Raw genomic sequence first — 13,255 nt, forward strand, 5'->3', positions numbered from 1 at the left:
AGCTGCTGGGCCAGCGCGTGGCACTGCGGTGACGCTGCGCCACCCGCTACGTCAGAACGGCAATTCGATCACCACGTCAGACACCGGGTACGCCACGCAGGGCAGGATGTAGCCTTCGCGCTTTTCATCCAGGCTCAAGCCCGGCCATTCAATGCGGTACACCACCTGGCCGCTTGCCAGCCGGCAAATGCACGAGCGACAAGTGCCGTTGCGGCACGAACTGGCCAGCAGCGTCAGCCCGGCCCGCTCGGCGGCTTGCAGCAGCGGCAGCGACGCCGGCGCTTCAAAAGTGGTGCCGTCGGGTGCAATGTGGGCGGTAAAAGAGGGGGAAAGGGTTGCTGTCATGGCGTTTCATGCCGGATCGATTGGATGTCGGGCTGCAGGGACATTCGGGACGGATGCCGAAAACGGGCGGGTGGGCGAAACTCTGAATTTACCCCAGCCTGGACGGGCCCAAACTCGATTTGCGCGACAATCCGGCCTCCCGAGGCTTCCTCTCTGACCTTCAAAAGCGATTTTTTCATGTCCAGCTACTCAGTTCGTCCCGCCACTTCCCGCGATGCCAAAGCCATTGCCGAAATTCACGTCGCCACCTGGCAAGCCGCTTATAAAGACCTGATGCCCGAGGACTACCTGAGCCAGATGACGGTGGAAAAGCGCCAGGCCTACTGGCGTGAAGCGATTGAATACAGCGAGCCGCAGGTGCTGGTGGCCACAGATGGCGACCAGCTGGTCGGATTTGTCGGCTTTGACCGCTCGCGCGATCCCAAGACCCGCTCTACCGTGGGTGAAATCTGGGCGATTTATGTGACGCCAGCGCATTGGAACCAAGGCGTGGGTGTGGCGCTGTGGGACGGCGCGCGCGACGGCCTCAAGGAAGAAGGCTGCACGCAAGTCACGATGTGGGTGCTGCTGGGCAATGCACGCGCTTTGGAGTTTGCCGAGCATGCCGCCGGGTTCAAGCGCGAAATGCCGTCGCTCAAGACCGTCGATTTCGGCAGCGTGAAGCTTGAGGAAATCCGTCTCAAACGTCCGATTGACTGAAGGTTAGGTTGCGGACAGCGTTCAGCCGGGCACAGTGACCTCGCCCTCTGCATCGGGCACCAGCGGCATTCCCTGGTCGGGGTTCACCGGCAACGCCAGTCCGTCTTCGTTGTCGTTTTTTTCCTCGCCCGGGCCGGTATGCGACAGGGCGGTTTTTACAAACAGGGTCATGTGGAAATCTCCTTGGGGTTTAAGCGCCAGACGACGCCTGGCGCGACAACTGGCACGTTAACCGCCCTGTCAGTGCATCACCGCCTTAGGGGCTCTGTTTTCGGCTTTTGTGCTTCTTGTCCTACAGGCACTTCCCGCGTCGACGCACAAAGCGTCTTCAGCACGGCTCTTAAAGTTGGTTTTTACACCGAAGCGGGCGCAGCATTATTTTTCCAGAAGGCTTGAGCGCTTGAATTTAGACGGTCAATTGTCTGGAATTACTGATTTTTAAGGAAACCACATGGAAAACTCAAACTCGACAGCCAACAAAAATTCTTCTGGCAACGCCAACGCCAATTCAACTGTCGATGCTGTTCAGCGTGGTGTAGATACGGCAGGTTCGGCACTGCACAGCACGATTGACAAGGTGATCGACCCGGCTCGCAGCACCGTCGACCGCGTTGCAACAGCGGCCCATGAAACCGTCGACAAGCTGGCCAGCAACGCGTCGCATGTCGCCGAGCGCTTTTCCGATCAGGCGCATTGGGTTTCCGAAGCGCCCAACCGCGCCCTTGAAGGCTCAAAGTCCTGGGTGCAGGACAAGCCGCTTGAAGCCGTCGCTGCTGCTGTGGCGCTGGGCTTTCTTTTGGGGCGTCTGACGGCACGTTGAGTATTTTCCGGCGGTTTCGTCAGGAAATATCCAAGCCGCCTGAGGGCGGCTTTTTGTTGCCTCCTAAAATAACCGCGAGACTTGCAGCATCACCGCTTGCCATGCAAGGCCTTTTTTCAATAACGGCGCATGCCGCACTTCCAAAGTAATTTATGGCCACCAGCCTTCTCGCCCTGATTGACGATATTGCCAGTGTGCTCGACGATGTCGCGCTGCTGTCCAAAGTGGCGGCCAAAAAAACCGCCGGCGTGTTGGGCGACGACCTGGCGCTCAATGCCGAGCAGGTTTCTGGCGTCAAGGCAGAGCGCGAGCTGCCGGTGGTCTGGGCCGTCGCCAAAGGCTCTTTCATCAACAAGGCGATTTTGGTGCCGGCGGCGCTGGCCATCAGCGCTTGGGCGCCGTGGGCTGTGACGCCGCTGTTGATGGTGGGCGGCGCTTTTCTTTGCTATGAAGGCTTTGAAAAGCTGGCGCACAAATTCACGCACAGCGCCTCCGATGACGCGGCCAGCCAGAAGGCGCTGGTCAACGCCATAGCCGATTCGGACATTGACCTTGTGGCGCTTGAAAAAGACAAGATCAAAGGCGCAGTGCGCACTGACTTCATCTTGTCGGCCGAAATCGTCGCCATCACGCTGGGCACGGTGCAAGGCGCGCCCTTCACCACGCAGGTAGTGGTGCTCAGCGGCATGGCCATTGCCATGACGGTGGGCGTCTACGGCGTGGTAGCCGGCATTGTCAAACTTGACGATGGCGGTCTTTACCTGAGCAAGCGCGCGGGTACCGGCGCTTGGGCCGGCTTTCAGCGCAGGCTGGGACGGGGCATCCTGGGCATGGCGCCGTGGCTGATGAAAGGCCTGTCAGTGGCGGGTACGGTGGCGATGTTCCTGGTGGGTGGCGGCATTCTCACGCATGGCGTGGGTGTGTTGAGCCACGGCATCGAGGCGCTGGCGCAGCGCGCCGGTGAAGTGGCCGGCATTGGCAAAGTGCTTGAAGCCATCACGCCGATGACGATCAATGCACTGGTCGGCGTGGTGGCAGGCGCGGTGGTGCTGATGGGCGTAACGCTGGTGCAGCGTTTGCGCAAGCCTGAGACGCAGAAGATTCCAGGGCATTGACCATGCCTGCTGCCGCCATGCCGCCCCCATCTGTCGTGGTTGCCAACATCGATTTCTCGGCTGATTCTGCTTGGGTGGCGCGCCAGTTGATTGGCGTGCGGGTGCTGGTTCACGGCGTGGGCGGCATCATCGTCGAAACCGAAGCTTATGACCATGACGACCCGGCGTCGCACAGCTTTGGCGGCCCCAGCGTGCGCAACGCCGCCATGTTCGGCCCGCCGGCGCGCATCTATATTTACCGCTCTTACGGCATTCACTGGTGCATGAACTTTGTCTGCCGCGAAGCCGGCCACGGCGCGGGTGTGTTGATTCGCGCGATAGAGCCGACCGACGGGCTGGCCACCATGCGCCAGCGGCGTGGGCTGGACGATGTTCGCCTGCTGTGCGCCGGGCCGGGCCGCTTGGGGCAGGCGCTGGGCATTGACCTGGGCTACACCGGCCTGCGGCTGGACCAGCTGCCCTTTGAGTTGTTTGCCGCCGAGCCGTCGGCGCAGCACGCGGTGGTGGTCGGCCCGCGCATCGGCATTTCGAAGGCCGTCGAGCAACCGTGGCGCTTCGGGCTGGCCGGCTCGCGGTTTTTGAGCCGGCCCTTTCGCCAGCGCGCCTGAGCGATTTTTGTCAATACTATAAAATTGATAGCTGCTTGCGCATGCAGGACGTGCGCAAGAAGGTTTTTTGACTCATAAAATGCGTTTTGGCCGGCTGCTGCGTCCGCCCCAAGCCTCGCCATCTGTTAAAACACGTGCTCTTTTCTTTCTGACTGCTCTGCCCATGCCTACCTTCTTTTCCGTGACTTCCGTCGCGATGCCTGACTCTGCCGCCCCCGGCTCGACCCTTATCGAATGGAAGGAAGCGGGCGTGGCGCATTCGGCGCTCTGGCGTTCCGAGCGCGGTGCGCCGCCGCCCCGGCGCATTGTCGAGGCTGACGACACGATGGCCGCTGACACCGCCTACCGCCTGGCCTGCGAAGGCACCGGCCTGCTTTGGCGCGGTGACTTCCAGAACGCCCGGCAGATGGTGCAGGCGCTGGCCCGGCGCATCGACAAGCCGCCCAAAGCCTCCAAGCTGGCGCGCGTCAAGCTGAAAAAAGACACCGACAACGCTATCTCCGGCGTTCCGGCGGGTCAGGAGTTTCACCTGCACCGGCAAGCGCAGTCGCAGCGCGCGCGGGTCTTGGGCATGGTGCTGATCGAGTTTGGCGCGGACTACGGCATTGATTTGCGCCGCGCACCCGATGCCAAGCAGGCCTGCACCGAAGTCTGGGGCCCGGTCAGCGAAGCATCCCTGCCCAGCGTGGCGTCGCTGCGCGAATTGATGGGCGTGATCAGCGCGCACGAGTGGCGCAAAAAAGGCGTTGAAATCCCCGCGCTGGGCAAAGCGCCCAACAACCGCATCCATCCGCATTACGGCGTGTTTTCGCCGGTGCGCGGCGAATACATCGACCTGGTGGCCAACGCCCCCTTGCCGGCCAATCCGGCCAATACCAAATTCGTGGTGTTCGACATCGGCACCGGCACCGGCGTGTTGTCGGCCGTGCTGGCGCTGCGCGGCGAGGTCGACCAGGTGGTCGGCACCGACATGGACCCGCGCGCGCTCGAATGTGCCCGCGAAAACATCTACCGCCTGCGCCTGCCCAACCCGGTCAAGGTGATGCAGGCCGATTTGTTTCCGCCCGAAGGCCTGGCGTCCGTGATTGTCTGCAACCCGCCGTGGTTGCCGGCGCGTCCGGGTTCGCCGCTTGAAGGCGCGGTGTATGACGAAGACAGCCGCATGCTGCTGGGCTTTTTGAACGGGCTGGCCGCGCACTTGGCCCCCGGCGGCGAAGGCTGGCTGATTCTGTCCAACTTTGCCGAACAGTTGGGTCTGCGCAAGCGCGCCGACCTGCTGGCCGCGATCAAGGCTGCCGGCCTCAAGGTGCTGGGCCGCATCGACGCCAAGCCCGAGCATCCGAAGGTCGCCGATACCAGCAATCCGCTGCACAAGGCGCGCGCCGCCGAAGTCACGTCGCTCTGGCGTTTGGGCGCGATTTAACGCCGTGCCGTGGCGGGTTTTTCCGCCCGTGGGCGCATGACGACGAATGAAAAGCGTTAACTTTGCGGTTGCGGCGCAGACGGCCAAGCCATCGGTGCCGGCCCCGATGATTTTGCTTGCGCCCATGGAAGGGCTGCTTGACTTCGTGTTGCGCGACATTTTGACGCGCGTGGGCGGCATTGATCGCTGCGTGTCCGAATTCATCCGCATCACCGACCAGCTGCTGCCCGAGCGCGTGTTCACCCGCATCGTTCCCGAACTGCATAACGGTGGCCGCACGCTGGCCGGCGTTCCGGTGCGCGCCCAGTTGCTCGGTTCTGACCCGGTCTGCCTGGCGGAAAATGCGGCCCGGCTGGCCGAACTCGGGCCGGCGGGCATAGACCTGAACTTTGGCTGCCCCGCAAAAATCGTCAACCGGCATGGCGGCGGCGCGGCGCTGCTTGACGAGCCAGAAACTCTTTTCGCCATCGTCGCCGCCGTGCGCCGCGCCGTGCCGGCCAACATGCCGGTATCGGCCAAGATGCGGCTCGGTTTCAACGACGATTCGCGCGCGGTGGAATGCGCGCTGGCGATTGCCGGCGGCGGCGCTGACGAGCTGGTGGTGCATGCCCGCACCAAGGAACAAGCCTACCGCCCGCCCGCTTACTGGGAGCGCATCGCCGATATTCGCGCTGCCGTGCGCATTCCGGTCGTGGCCAACGGCGATATCTGGACGCTGGACGACGCCCGCCGCTGCCGCCAGGCGTCGGGCTGCGAATCGCTGATGCTGGGACGCGGCGCGGTCACCGACCCGGGGCTGGCGCTGGCCATCCGGGCGTCCATGCCGGGGGCAGCGCCGCAAGCGCGCGTCGGCTGGCCCGAGCTGGTGCCGCTGCTGGCCGAGTTCTGGCACACCGTCTGCACCGAGCTTGAACTTCGTGCACGCGCTGGCCGACTCAAGCAGTGGCTCAACTTTTTGCGCCGCCGCTTTCCCGAGGCCGAAACGGCGTATCAGCAGGTTAAAACCATCAATGACCCGGCGCTGATTCATGCGTGGCTGCGCCAGCTGACGGATGAGTTTTCTGCACAACCGCCTTTGTCCGCCCTGAATTTGGCACCGCCAACGTGCTGCGGAGCCTAAACAACGGCTGATGCAAGCGCTGCGGTCGTTTTGTCGCGGGCCGGCTGCGCTGGAGGCAATGGCACTGCGCCACAAGTTGTCGCTTGAATGGGCATGATGGCATTTTTAGCTTCATGCATTTATTCAAATGACCTCTCCAGCCCTCTTTAAAAACCCTGTGCCAGAAGTACCCGCCGTTCTGCTCGATGCCTTGCGCCTGGCCCGTCGCGTAGTCGTTTTCAGCGGCGCGGGCATGTCGGCAGAAAGCGGCATTCCTATCTTTCGCGATGCCATGCATGGCCTGTGGGCGCAATTTAGCCCGCATGAACTGGCAACGCCCGAAGGATGGGAAGCAGACCCGGCACGCGTCTGGGCCTGGTACGAATGGCGGCGCGGTTTGGTGATGCGGGCAGCGCCGCATGCCGGCCATATGGCCTTGGGGCAACTGGCCAGTGCCTTGAGCCGCTTCGCCGGCCATGACGTGGTAGTAGATGCCGTCACGCAAAACGTCGATGACCTGCACGAGCGCGCTGGCGTGAAGGGTGTGCAGCACCTGCACGGCAGCCTGTTTGCGCCGCGCTGCAGCGCCTGCGGACAACCTGCCGAATTTGCAGGTGTGCCGCCTGTAGAACCCGTGGCCAGCCTGGTTCCACCGCGCTGCAAGCATTGCCAGGGATTCATTCGCCCGGGCGTGGTGTGGTTTGGCGAAAGTCTGCCCCAGGATGCCTGGCAACGCACGGAAGCCTTGATGGCCCAGTGCGATGTGCTGCTGGTCGTCGGTACATCAGGCGTCGTCTATCCCGCCGCCGGATTGCCTGCAGCGGCCCGGCAGGCGGGCAAATGGGTGGCCGAGATCAACCCGACCGCTTCAGAGCTGAGCAGCCATATCCATCTGCACTGGCAGACCACTGCGGCGCAGGGGCTCGGCAGCTTGCTGCAGGCTTTGACGACACGGGGCACCGCATGAAAATCTTCTACCGCCCGGAACAAGTTGCCAGCAACACGGCAGCCTATTCGCCTTCTGCTTACAAACCCAAACAGGTCATGGACGACTGGCAGGCGCAGGGACTGCTCGATGTCATCGACATCGAAAGCTTCGAGCCCGTGAGCCGCGCCGATTTCAAGCGCGTCCACAACCCGCAGATGGTGGACGATGTGCTGGACTTGAAGCGGCGCAACGGCTTTCGCAACGTTGACGCCGAGGTCGCGGCGTCCTTGCCCTACACCAGCGGCTCGCTGCTGGCCGCTGCCCGGTGGGCGCTGGCGCACCGGGCCAACACCTGCTCGCCCACCAGCGGCTTTCACCATGCGGGGTATGACGAACCCGAGGGGTATTGCACTTTCAACGGCCTGATGGTGACGGCGGTCAAACTGCTGGACGAAGGCCGGGCGCAGCGTATCGCGATTCTTGACTGCGACGTGCATTACGGCAACGGCACCGACGATATCATCGCGCGGTTGGGCCTGCAAGACCGAATCATTCACCACAGCATGGGTCAGCATTTTGAGACGCGCGAGCAGGCCGGAGCGGAAGGTATTCATTTCGAGGCCTGGCTGGCCAAGGCTTTGACGGAATGCGCCGCAGCCGACCTGGTGCTTTACCAGGCGGGTGCTGACCCGCACATGGATGACCCGCTGGGCGGCGTGCTGACCGAGGGTGAAATGTTCGGGCGCGACGTGGCGGTGTTCAGGGCGTTCCGGCGAAAAGCACTGGTGTGGAACCTGGCCGGCGGTTACCAGCGCGACACCGACGGAAGCATCGAGCCCGTTTTGCGGCTGCACCGCAACACCCTTGTCGCCTGGATGAGCGTGTCCACGCACCAAAGCTGAACCCAGCGCTGGACAAAAGACAGCGCGAGTGTTGTTCAGCGGCAAAGCGTCCGCTATTGCGACATAACCTGTCGCAAGCGCTGGTTATGCTTTGAGAGACACACACTCAAAAGAACAGGACACCGCATGGCCGGCCACGGACTTTCCAAATCGCGCCTCGTTGCGTGGAAGCAATGCCCCAAACGCCTGTGGCTACAAATCCACCGGCGCAACCTGATTGAAGTCTCTGGCGCTGTCGAGCGCGGCTTTCAGATTGGCTACGAAGTGGGCGAGGTAGCCCAACGCCTGTTCCCCGAGGGTCTCCTAATCGGCGACGATGATGACCTGTCGGCCGCCCTTGTTGCCACCCAGGCGGCCTTGGCGGCCCATCCGGAGAAACCCCTCTTTGAGGCGACGTTCCAGCACGACGGCGTTCTGGTGCGCGCCGATCTGCTGCTGCCAACGCCCGGCGGTTACCGGCTGGTCGAAGTCAAGGCCAGCGCCAGCGTCAAGCCCTATCATCTGGCCGATTGCGCCGTGCAGGCGTGGGTGCTGCGGCAAAACGGCATGGCGCTGGCAGCCATTGAGCTGGCCCACATCGACACCGCGTTCGTGTACCAGGGCAATGGCAATTACCACGGTTTGTTTCACCACGCGCCGCTCGGCGTGGAGGTGTCTAGCCTGATGACGCAGGTGCCTGGCTGGATTCAGGCGGCACGAACTACCTTGGCAGGCGATGAGCCTGACATCGCGCCCGGCGCGCACTGCGACGATCCGTTTGAATGTCCCTTTAAGGCCCACTGCAACCGCGCCGTGGTTCAGCCCGCACGGCCCACGTATTCGCTCGATGTATTTACCCGGATGCGTGCCAGCACCAAGGCCAATTTGCGCAGCCTGGGGTTTGAGGACGCTTGTGACGTGCCGGAAGTGCATCTGCATGCATTGCAGCGGCGCATCCAGCGCGTGAGCCAGACCGGCGTTGCTGAACTCACGCAAGAAGCCGCGCAAACACTGGCCGAGCTGCCTTATCCGCGCTACTACCTGGACTTTGAAACCATCAATCTGGCTGTGCCCCGCTGGCCGAGCACCAGTCCGTACCGTACCCAGGTGCCGTTTCAGTGGTCTTGCCACACCGAACTCGCATCGGGCCAGTTAGACCATGCGATGTTCCTGGACACCTCGGGCAATGACCCGCGCCGGGAATGCGCGCAAAGTCTGGTGGCGGCGCTTGGCAGCGAAGGCCCGGTGTTTGTTTATTCCGAAGGCTTTGAAAAAGGCCGCATCAACGAACTCGCAGCCCTGTTTCCAGACCTCGCCCCTGCGCTGGACGCCATTAACCCCCGCATCGTTGACCTGTTGCCCCTGACCCGAACCAGTTACTGCCACCCGGCCCTGCGCGGTTCCTGGTCGCTCAAGGCCGTGCTGCCGACCATTGCGCCCGACCTGGATTACAACGGCCTGCTCGTCGGCAATGGCGGCGATGCGCAGGACGCTTACCGGGAAATACTGCACCCGGAAACACCCGTGGCGCGCAAGCAGGCGCTGGCCGAAGGCTTGCGCGACTACTGCACGCTCGACACCCTGGGCCTGGTGCGGCTGGCCTGGTTCCTGGAGGGGCGTCAGGTTTGGCTGTTTCTACCGGACAGCACAGCCACGGCGGCAACCAGCCCTGAAATTGAGCAGCACCCGAATCCCTTGATTCCGCGCTCCGTTGAAATCCTGCGGGTGCGCTGCCAGGAAAGCCGGACGGCGGCTATCGTGCAACCCATTTCATTCCTTCAGCGGCATCTCAAACTGGGCTACAGCGCCACCTTGGCGCTGGCCGATGAGCTGGAAAGACTTCGCGTCATGACGCGGCAGAAACCTGCTTTTACAGCGCTCAGGACTGATTGATCATGAACACGAACCGGAAAAAGCTGGAGGTCTGGCATGTCCAAAAATGACAAGAAATCCGCCCTGATACGCCAGTGGGAAATGATGCGCATGCTCACCGTCAGCCGTTCCGACAGCCAGCAGGCTGGCCGTTGGGACAAGGCCAGCGAGATTGCCGCCAAGTTGACGGAAAAAGGGTTTGCCGTTTCCATGCGCACCGTTCAGCGCGACCTGAAGGCGCTGAGCGAAATCTTTCCGATCGAGCTGAATAACCAGAATGCCCGCGACTACGGCTGGCGCTGGAAGAAGGGCGAGAACCTGGCCATACCCGGTATCAGTATTTCAGAAGCGCTGGCGATGCGCCTGGTGGAGGCGCACATGAAACAGCTGCTGCCAGCGTCGATGCTGGACGGATTGCAAGGCGTGTTCAGCCTGGCGCAATCAAAGCTCGACAACGTTGATGCCCACAACCAACACCACGCCCGTGACTGGCTCGGCAAGGTGCATGTCGTGCCGCCGGCCCAGCCCATGCTGCCGCCGCAAGTCAATGAAGCTGTTCAAGACGCTGTCTATCAGGCTGTGCTGCAAGACCGGCAGGTGAGCGCCCGCTACCAGTCTTTGCACAGTGAGCAGACCCGGGAACTGGTGCTGCATCCGCTGGGCCTGATCATGCGCGGCGCGGTAACTTATCTGGTGGCCAGCGCGTGGGATTACGCCGAGGCGCGCCTGTATGCGCTGCACCGTTTCAGCCAGGTAGACCTGCTGAATGCCGCCACCAAACCGCCCGAAGGATTCAGTCTGGATGCCGCCATCGCTGGCGGTCTGGCAGAGTTTGCCAGTGAAGGCCAGCCCATCCCGCTGGAATTGCGCTGCACGGACTGGGCAGCACGCTATCTGGCGGAAACGCCGCTGTCGGCGGATCAGAAAATGGAGGCGGAAAAGGACGGCTGGATGCGGGTGACGGCGACCGTCAACGCGACCTGGCAACTGCAGTGGTGGCTGTTGGGGCAAGGCGCTGGCGTAGAGGTTTTGGGGCCCGCAACATTGCGCTCAGCCATCGTGGATTCCGTCAATCAAACCACCGCGTTATATACCAAAAATCTGTAACGTAAAAACAAGGAAAACATGAAAATAATCATCAGCCGCAAGGGTTTTGACTCCGGCTATGGCGGCGTTCCAAGTCCGATCTTCCCGGACGGTCGGATTGTGTCGTTGCCAATCCCGTCACAAGCGGGCTTGCCTGCATCAATGGCGCGCGCAGGCGACGGTTCCATCGGTGACGTTATTGCCAGCCTGACGGATGGCCGGTTGGGCGTTGATACGATGATTCACGTCGACCCGGATCTGGAAAAATCAACGCTTTCAAGAGCCTCCGGGTGGCGCTCCGCATTTGGCCAGGTAGGCAGCGCCCAGTCGCACCTTGCCAACCAGGGCGTAGGGGCGGGAGATATTTTTCTGTTTTTCGGCTGGTTCAGGCCCGTCGAGTTGCACCAAGGCCGCTGGCGTTACGTCGCTGGTGTGGCCAGCTTTCACAGCCTGTTTGGCTGGCTGCGCGTTGCAGAAGTCATTAAGGTGGAAGACAAAGGGCAGAATAACCTTCCGAGCTGGCTTGCCGACCATCCCCACGTCACCCATGCAGATCAATTTGCGCGAAAAAACAATACGCTGTACGTCGCAGGGGATGAACTCGGACTTGGAGATTCAGCGCAAAACCTGGCTGGTGCCGGTATGTTCAAACAGTGGTCACCTTCCCTTCAATTGTCTGCGCAAGGAGAGTCAAAATCGGTATGGAATGTCCCCGCCTGGCTTGAGCCAACGCAGGAGCGGCCTGCATTGACGTTTCACAGCAAGCGCGAGCGGTGGACGCGTCACGGCGATGCGCTGAACTTGGCGACGGTGGCAAAAGGGCAAGAGTTTGTCTTGGACACTTCTTATTACCCAGAAGCGGTTTCGTGGGCCTTGCAACTGATTCAGGAACATGCATGAGCGAAAAGATCTATCGTTATGTGGTCCGGTATGACGCCGGCTCGGCCCCCAATCCATTTGGAAACTGGTGTTCCCTTGCGATTTGCAAAGCGCCCATCCGGCGCATGGCACAGGTGGGCGATTGGCTGATCGGCTTTCGTAGCAACTGCCCCGGTCAGGTGAGTTATGTCATGCGTATCGAAGAACGCTTGTCGTTTTCCGAATACTGGAGTGATCCACGCTTTGCATCCAAACGGCCTGACAACAATCCATACGCGGACAACATTTACAGGCCGGATGAAAAAGGGGCGTTGGTCTGGCAAACCAATGACGTGCATCACCCCGGCCATGAAAAGGATGATCTCGGCGGAAAGTGGGTCTTGGTTGGACGCCAGTTTTGGTATTTTGGCGACCAGAGTGTGCAGATTCCAACCGAACTCGTGCATTTGATCCACCATGGCGTGGGCTACTCGGTGCATAAAAATCGCCGACCTACTGACGGTGCTTTATTTAGGCAATGGCTTTCGCACTGGGAAACCGGTATGCATGGCAAGCCGGTAGATCGCCAAAATGACTTGCCCGCTATGACCGCGCCGTCAAAGGTTGCTGCAGGATGCCGTTCAAGAAAGTCGTGCTGATCGCAGCGTCTTCTTTCGCGCTCAAACCATCCGTCAGAAAAATTTGAACCAGAGAGGGCTGCTCAGGCACTGCATTTGATTTAGAACGCTCATGTCCAGCATGAGCGGGACACACGTCTGGGTGCGTTAACCATTGGGCACGTTGCATGGGCTGCAAACGTTCAGGACATTGCCGGGCATCAAGCGCTGCGTCCCCTCGTCAGCGAGAATCTTTGGTTTTCCGCATGCCGTCAGGCACACAGCACTGGCAGGCAGCTTTGTCCGTTATCTAAACCCGAAAGAATCCCATGACTTCTCCGATCTATACCGCGTCCATTCCCGTGTTTAAACAGATGCTGGGTGGCCTCAGTGGCGTGTTGGCCAAGGCTGAAGCGCATGTTGCGGCCAAGAAAATCGACCCTAACGCGCTGCTGCAAGCGAGGCTGTTTCCTGACATGTTTGCGTTGCTGCGCCAGGTTCAGGTCGCGACCGACTTCGCCAAAAGCGTGTCGGCCCGGCTGGCCGGCGTGGACGTGCCCAAGCTGGACGACAACGAGCAGACCTTTGCCGATCTGCAAGCACGCATCACCACCGTGCTGACGTTTATTGAAGGGCTGGACGTGGCGTTGTTTGATGAAGCTGCCACGCGCGAAATCGTCACGCAGGCGGGCACGGCTAAAGAAAAGCGCTTCACGGGCGCGTCGTATATCTTCAACTACGCCCTGCCGCATTTCTTTTTCCATACCACCACCGCGTACGACATCCTGCGTCACAACGGCGTGGAAGTGGGCAAGAAAGACTACATCGGCACGTATTGAGCCGGGCGCTGGCGCAATCAGCCTGCTGGCCGCAGGATGATGCGCCATAGTTCAGCGTTTTAATG

General features: G+C 61.3%; 15 protein-coding genes. 13 read left to right on the top strand and 2 right to left on the bottom strand.

Annotated elements, in window-relative coordinates:
• Window positions 1-51: 51 nt before the first annotated feature.
• Window positions 52-345, bottom strand: a complete 294-nt coding sequence (locus RCH06_RS08090) for a 2Fe-2S iron-sulfur cluster-binding protein (RefSeq protein WP_327080940.1) — start codon at window positions 343-345, stop codon at window positions 52-54.
• Window positions 346-522: 177 nt separating this feature from the next.
• Between RCH06_RS08090 and RCH06_RS08095 the strand changes: the two genes are divergently transcribed.
• Window positions 523-1,044, top strand: coding sequence for a GNAT family N-acetyltransferase (locus RCH06_RS08095; RefSeq protein WP_327080941.1), 522 nt, complete (start codon window positions 523-525; stop codon window positions 1,042-1,044).
• A gap of 21 nt (window positions 1,045-1,065) precedes the next feature.
• Here RCH06_RS08095 and RCH06_RS08100 read toward each other — a convergent pair whose 3' ends face one another.
• Window positions 1,066-1,215, bottom strand: coding sequence for a hypothetical protein (locus RCH06_RS08100; RefSeq protein WP_327080942.1), 150 nt, complete (start codon window positions 1,213-1,215; stop codon window positions 1,066-1,068).
• 280 nt (window positions 1,216-1,495) lie between these two features.
• Here RCH06_RS08100 and RCH06_RS08105 point away from each other — a divergent pair, with 280 nt between their 5' ends.
• The 12 genes from RCH06_RS08105 to RCH06_RS08160 all read left to right on the top strand — a co-directional run bounded on the left by RCH06_RS08105 (window position 1,496) and on the right by RCH06_RS08160 (window position 13,190).
• Complete coding sequence (locus RCH06_RS08105) at window positions 1,496-1,864, top strand: glycine zipper domain-containing protein (RefSeq protein ID WP_327080943.1); 369 nt, start codon at window positions 1,496-1,498, stop codon at window positions 1,862-1,864.
• Window positions 1,865-2,016: 152 nt separating this feature from the next.
• Window positions 2,017-2,979 (top strand): DUF808 domain-containing protein, encoded by a 963-nt coding sequence (locus tag RCH06_RS08110; RefSeq protein WP_327080944.1) that lies wholly within the window; start codon window positions 2,017-2,019, stop codon window positions 2,977-2,979.
• Window positions 2,980-2,996: 17 nt separating this feature from the next.
• Window positions 2,997-3,587, top strand: a complete 591-nt coding sequence (locus tag RCH06_RS08115) for a DNA-3-methyladenine glycosylase (protein ID WP_327080945.1) — start codon at window positions 2,997-2,999, stop codon at window positions 3,585-3,587.
• Between the two features lie 196 nt (window positions 3,588-3,783).
• Complete coding sequence (locus RCH06_RS08120) at window positions 3,784-5,010, top strand: class I SAM-dependent methyltransferase (protein WP_327081069.1); 1,227 nt, start codon at window positions 3,784-3,786, stop codon at window positions 5,008-5,010.
• A 106-nt stretch (window positions 5,011-5,116) separates the two neighbouring features.
• On the top strand, window positions 5,117-6,130 hold the full coding sequence (locus tag RCH06_RS08125) for a tRNA dihydrouridine synthase (RefSeq protein ID WP_327081070.1): 1,014 nt from the start codon (window positions 5,117-5,119) through the stop codon (window positions 6,128-6,130).
• Between the two features lie 127 nt (window positions 6,131-6,257).
• Window positions 6,258-7,076, top strand: a complete 819-nt coding sequence (locus RCH06_RS08130; RefSeq protein WP_327080946.1) for an SIR2 family NAD-dependent protein deacylase — start codon at window positions 6,258-6,260, stop codon at window positions 7,074-7,076.
• Window positions 7,073-7,939, top strand: a complete 867-nt coding sequence (locus RCH06_RS08135) for a hypothetical protein (RefSeq protein WP_327080947.1) — start codon at window positions 7,073-7,075, stop codon at window positions 7,937-7,939. Before RCH06_RS08130 ends, RCH06_RS08135 begins: the two co-directional genes overlap by 4 nt.
• A gap of 126 nt (window positions 7,940-8,065) precedes the next feature.
• The gene (locus tag RCH06_RS08140; protein ID WP_327080948.1) at window positions 8,066-9,811 is read left to right on the top strand and encodes a DUF2779 domain-containing protein; all 1,746 of its coding nucleotides are present in this window, start codon (window positions 8,066-8,068) and stop codon (window positions 9,809-9,811) included.
• A 36-nt stretch (window positions 9,812-9,847) separates the two neighbouring features.
• Window positions 9,848-10,897 (top strand): helix-turn-helix transcriptional regulator, encoded by a 1,050-nt coding sequence (locus RCH06_RS08145; protein ID WP_327080949.1) that lies wholly within the window; start codon window positions 9,848-9,850, stop codon window positions 10,895-10,897.
• Between the two features lie 18 nt (window positions 10,898-10,915).
• A complete protein-coding gene (locus tag RCH06_RS08150; RefSeq protein ID WP_327080950.1) occupies window positions 10,916-11,776 on the top strand; it encodes a hypothetical protein in 861 nt (286 codons plus the stop codon).
• The gene (locus RCH06_RS08155; RefSeq protein WP_327080951.1) at window positions 11,773-12,393 is read left to right on the top strand and encodes a hypothetical protein; all 621 of its coding nucleotides are present in this window, start codon (window positions 11,773-11,775) and stop codon (window positions 12,391-12,393) included. Before RCH06_RS08150 ends, RCH06_RS08155 begins: the two co-directional genes overlap by 4 nt.
• Window positions 12,394-12,680: 287 nt before the next feature.
• Entirely contained in the window at window positions 12,681-13,190 is a 510-nt protein-coding gene (locus RCH06_RS08160) for a DUF1993 domain-containing protein (protein ID WP_327080952.1), read from the top strand.
• Window positions 13,191-13,255 lie beyond the last annotated feature (65 nt).

Origin of the sequence: Polaromonas sp. CG_9.5, assembly GCF_035984465.1 — a bacterium.
GTDB lineage: Bacteria > Pseudomonadota > Gammaproteobacteria > Burkholderiales > Burkholderiaceae_C > Polaromonas.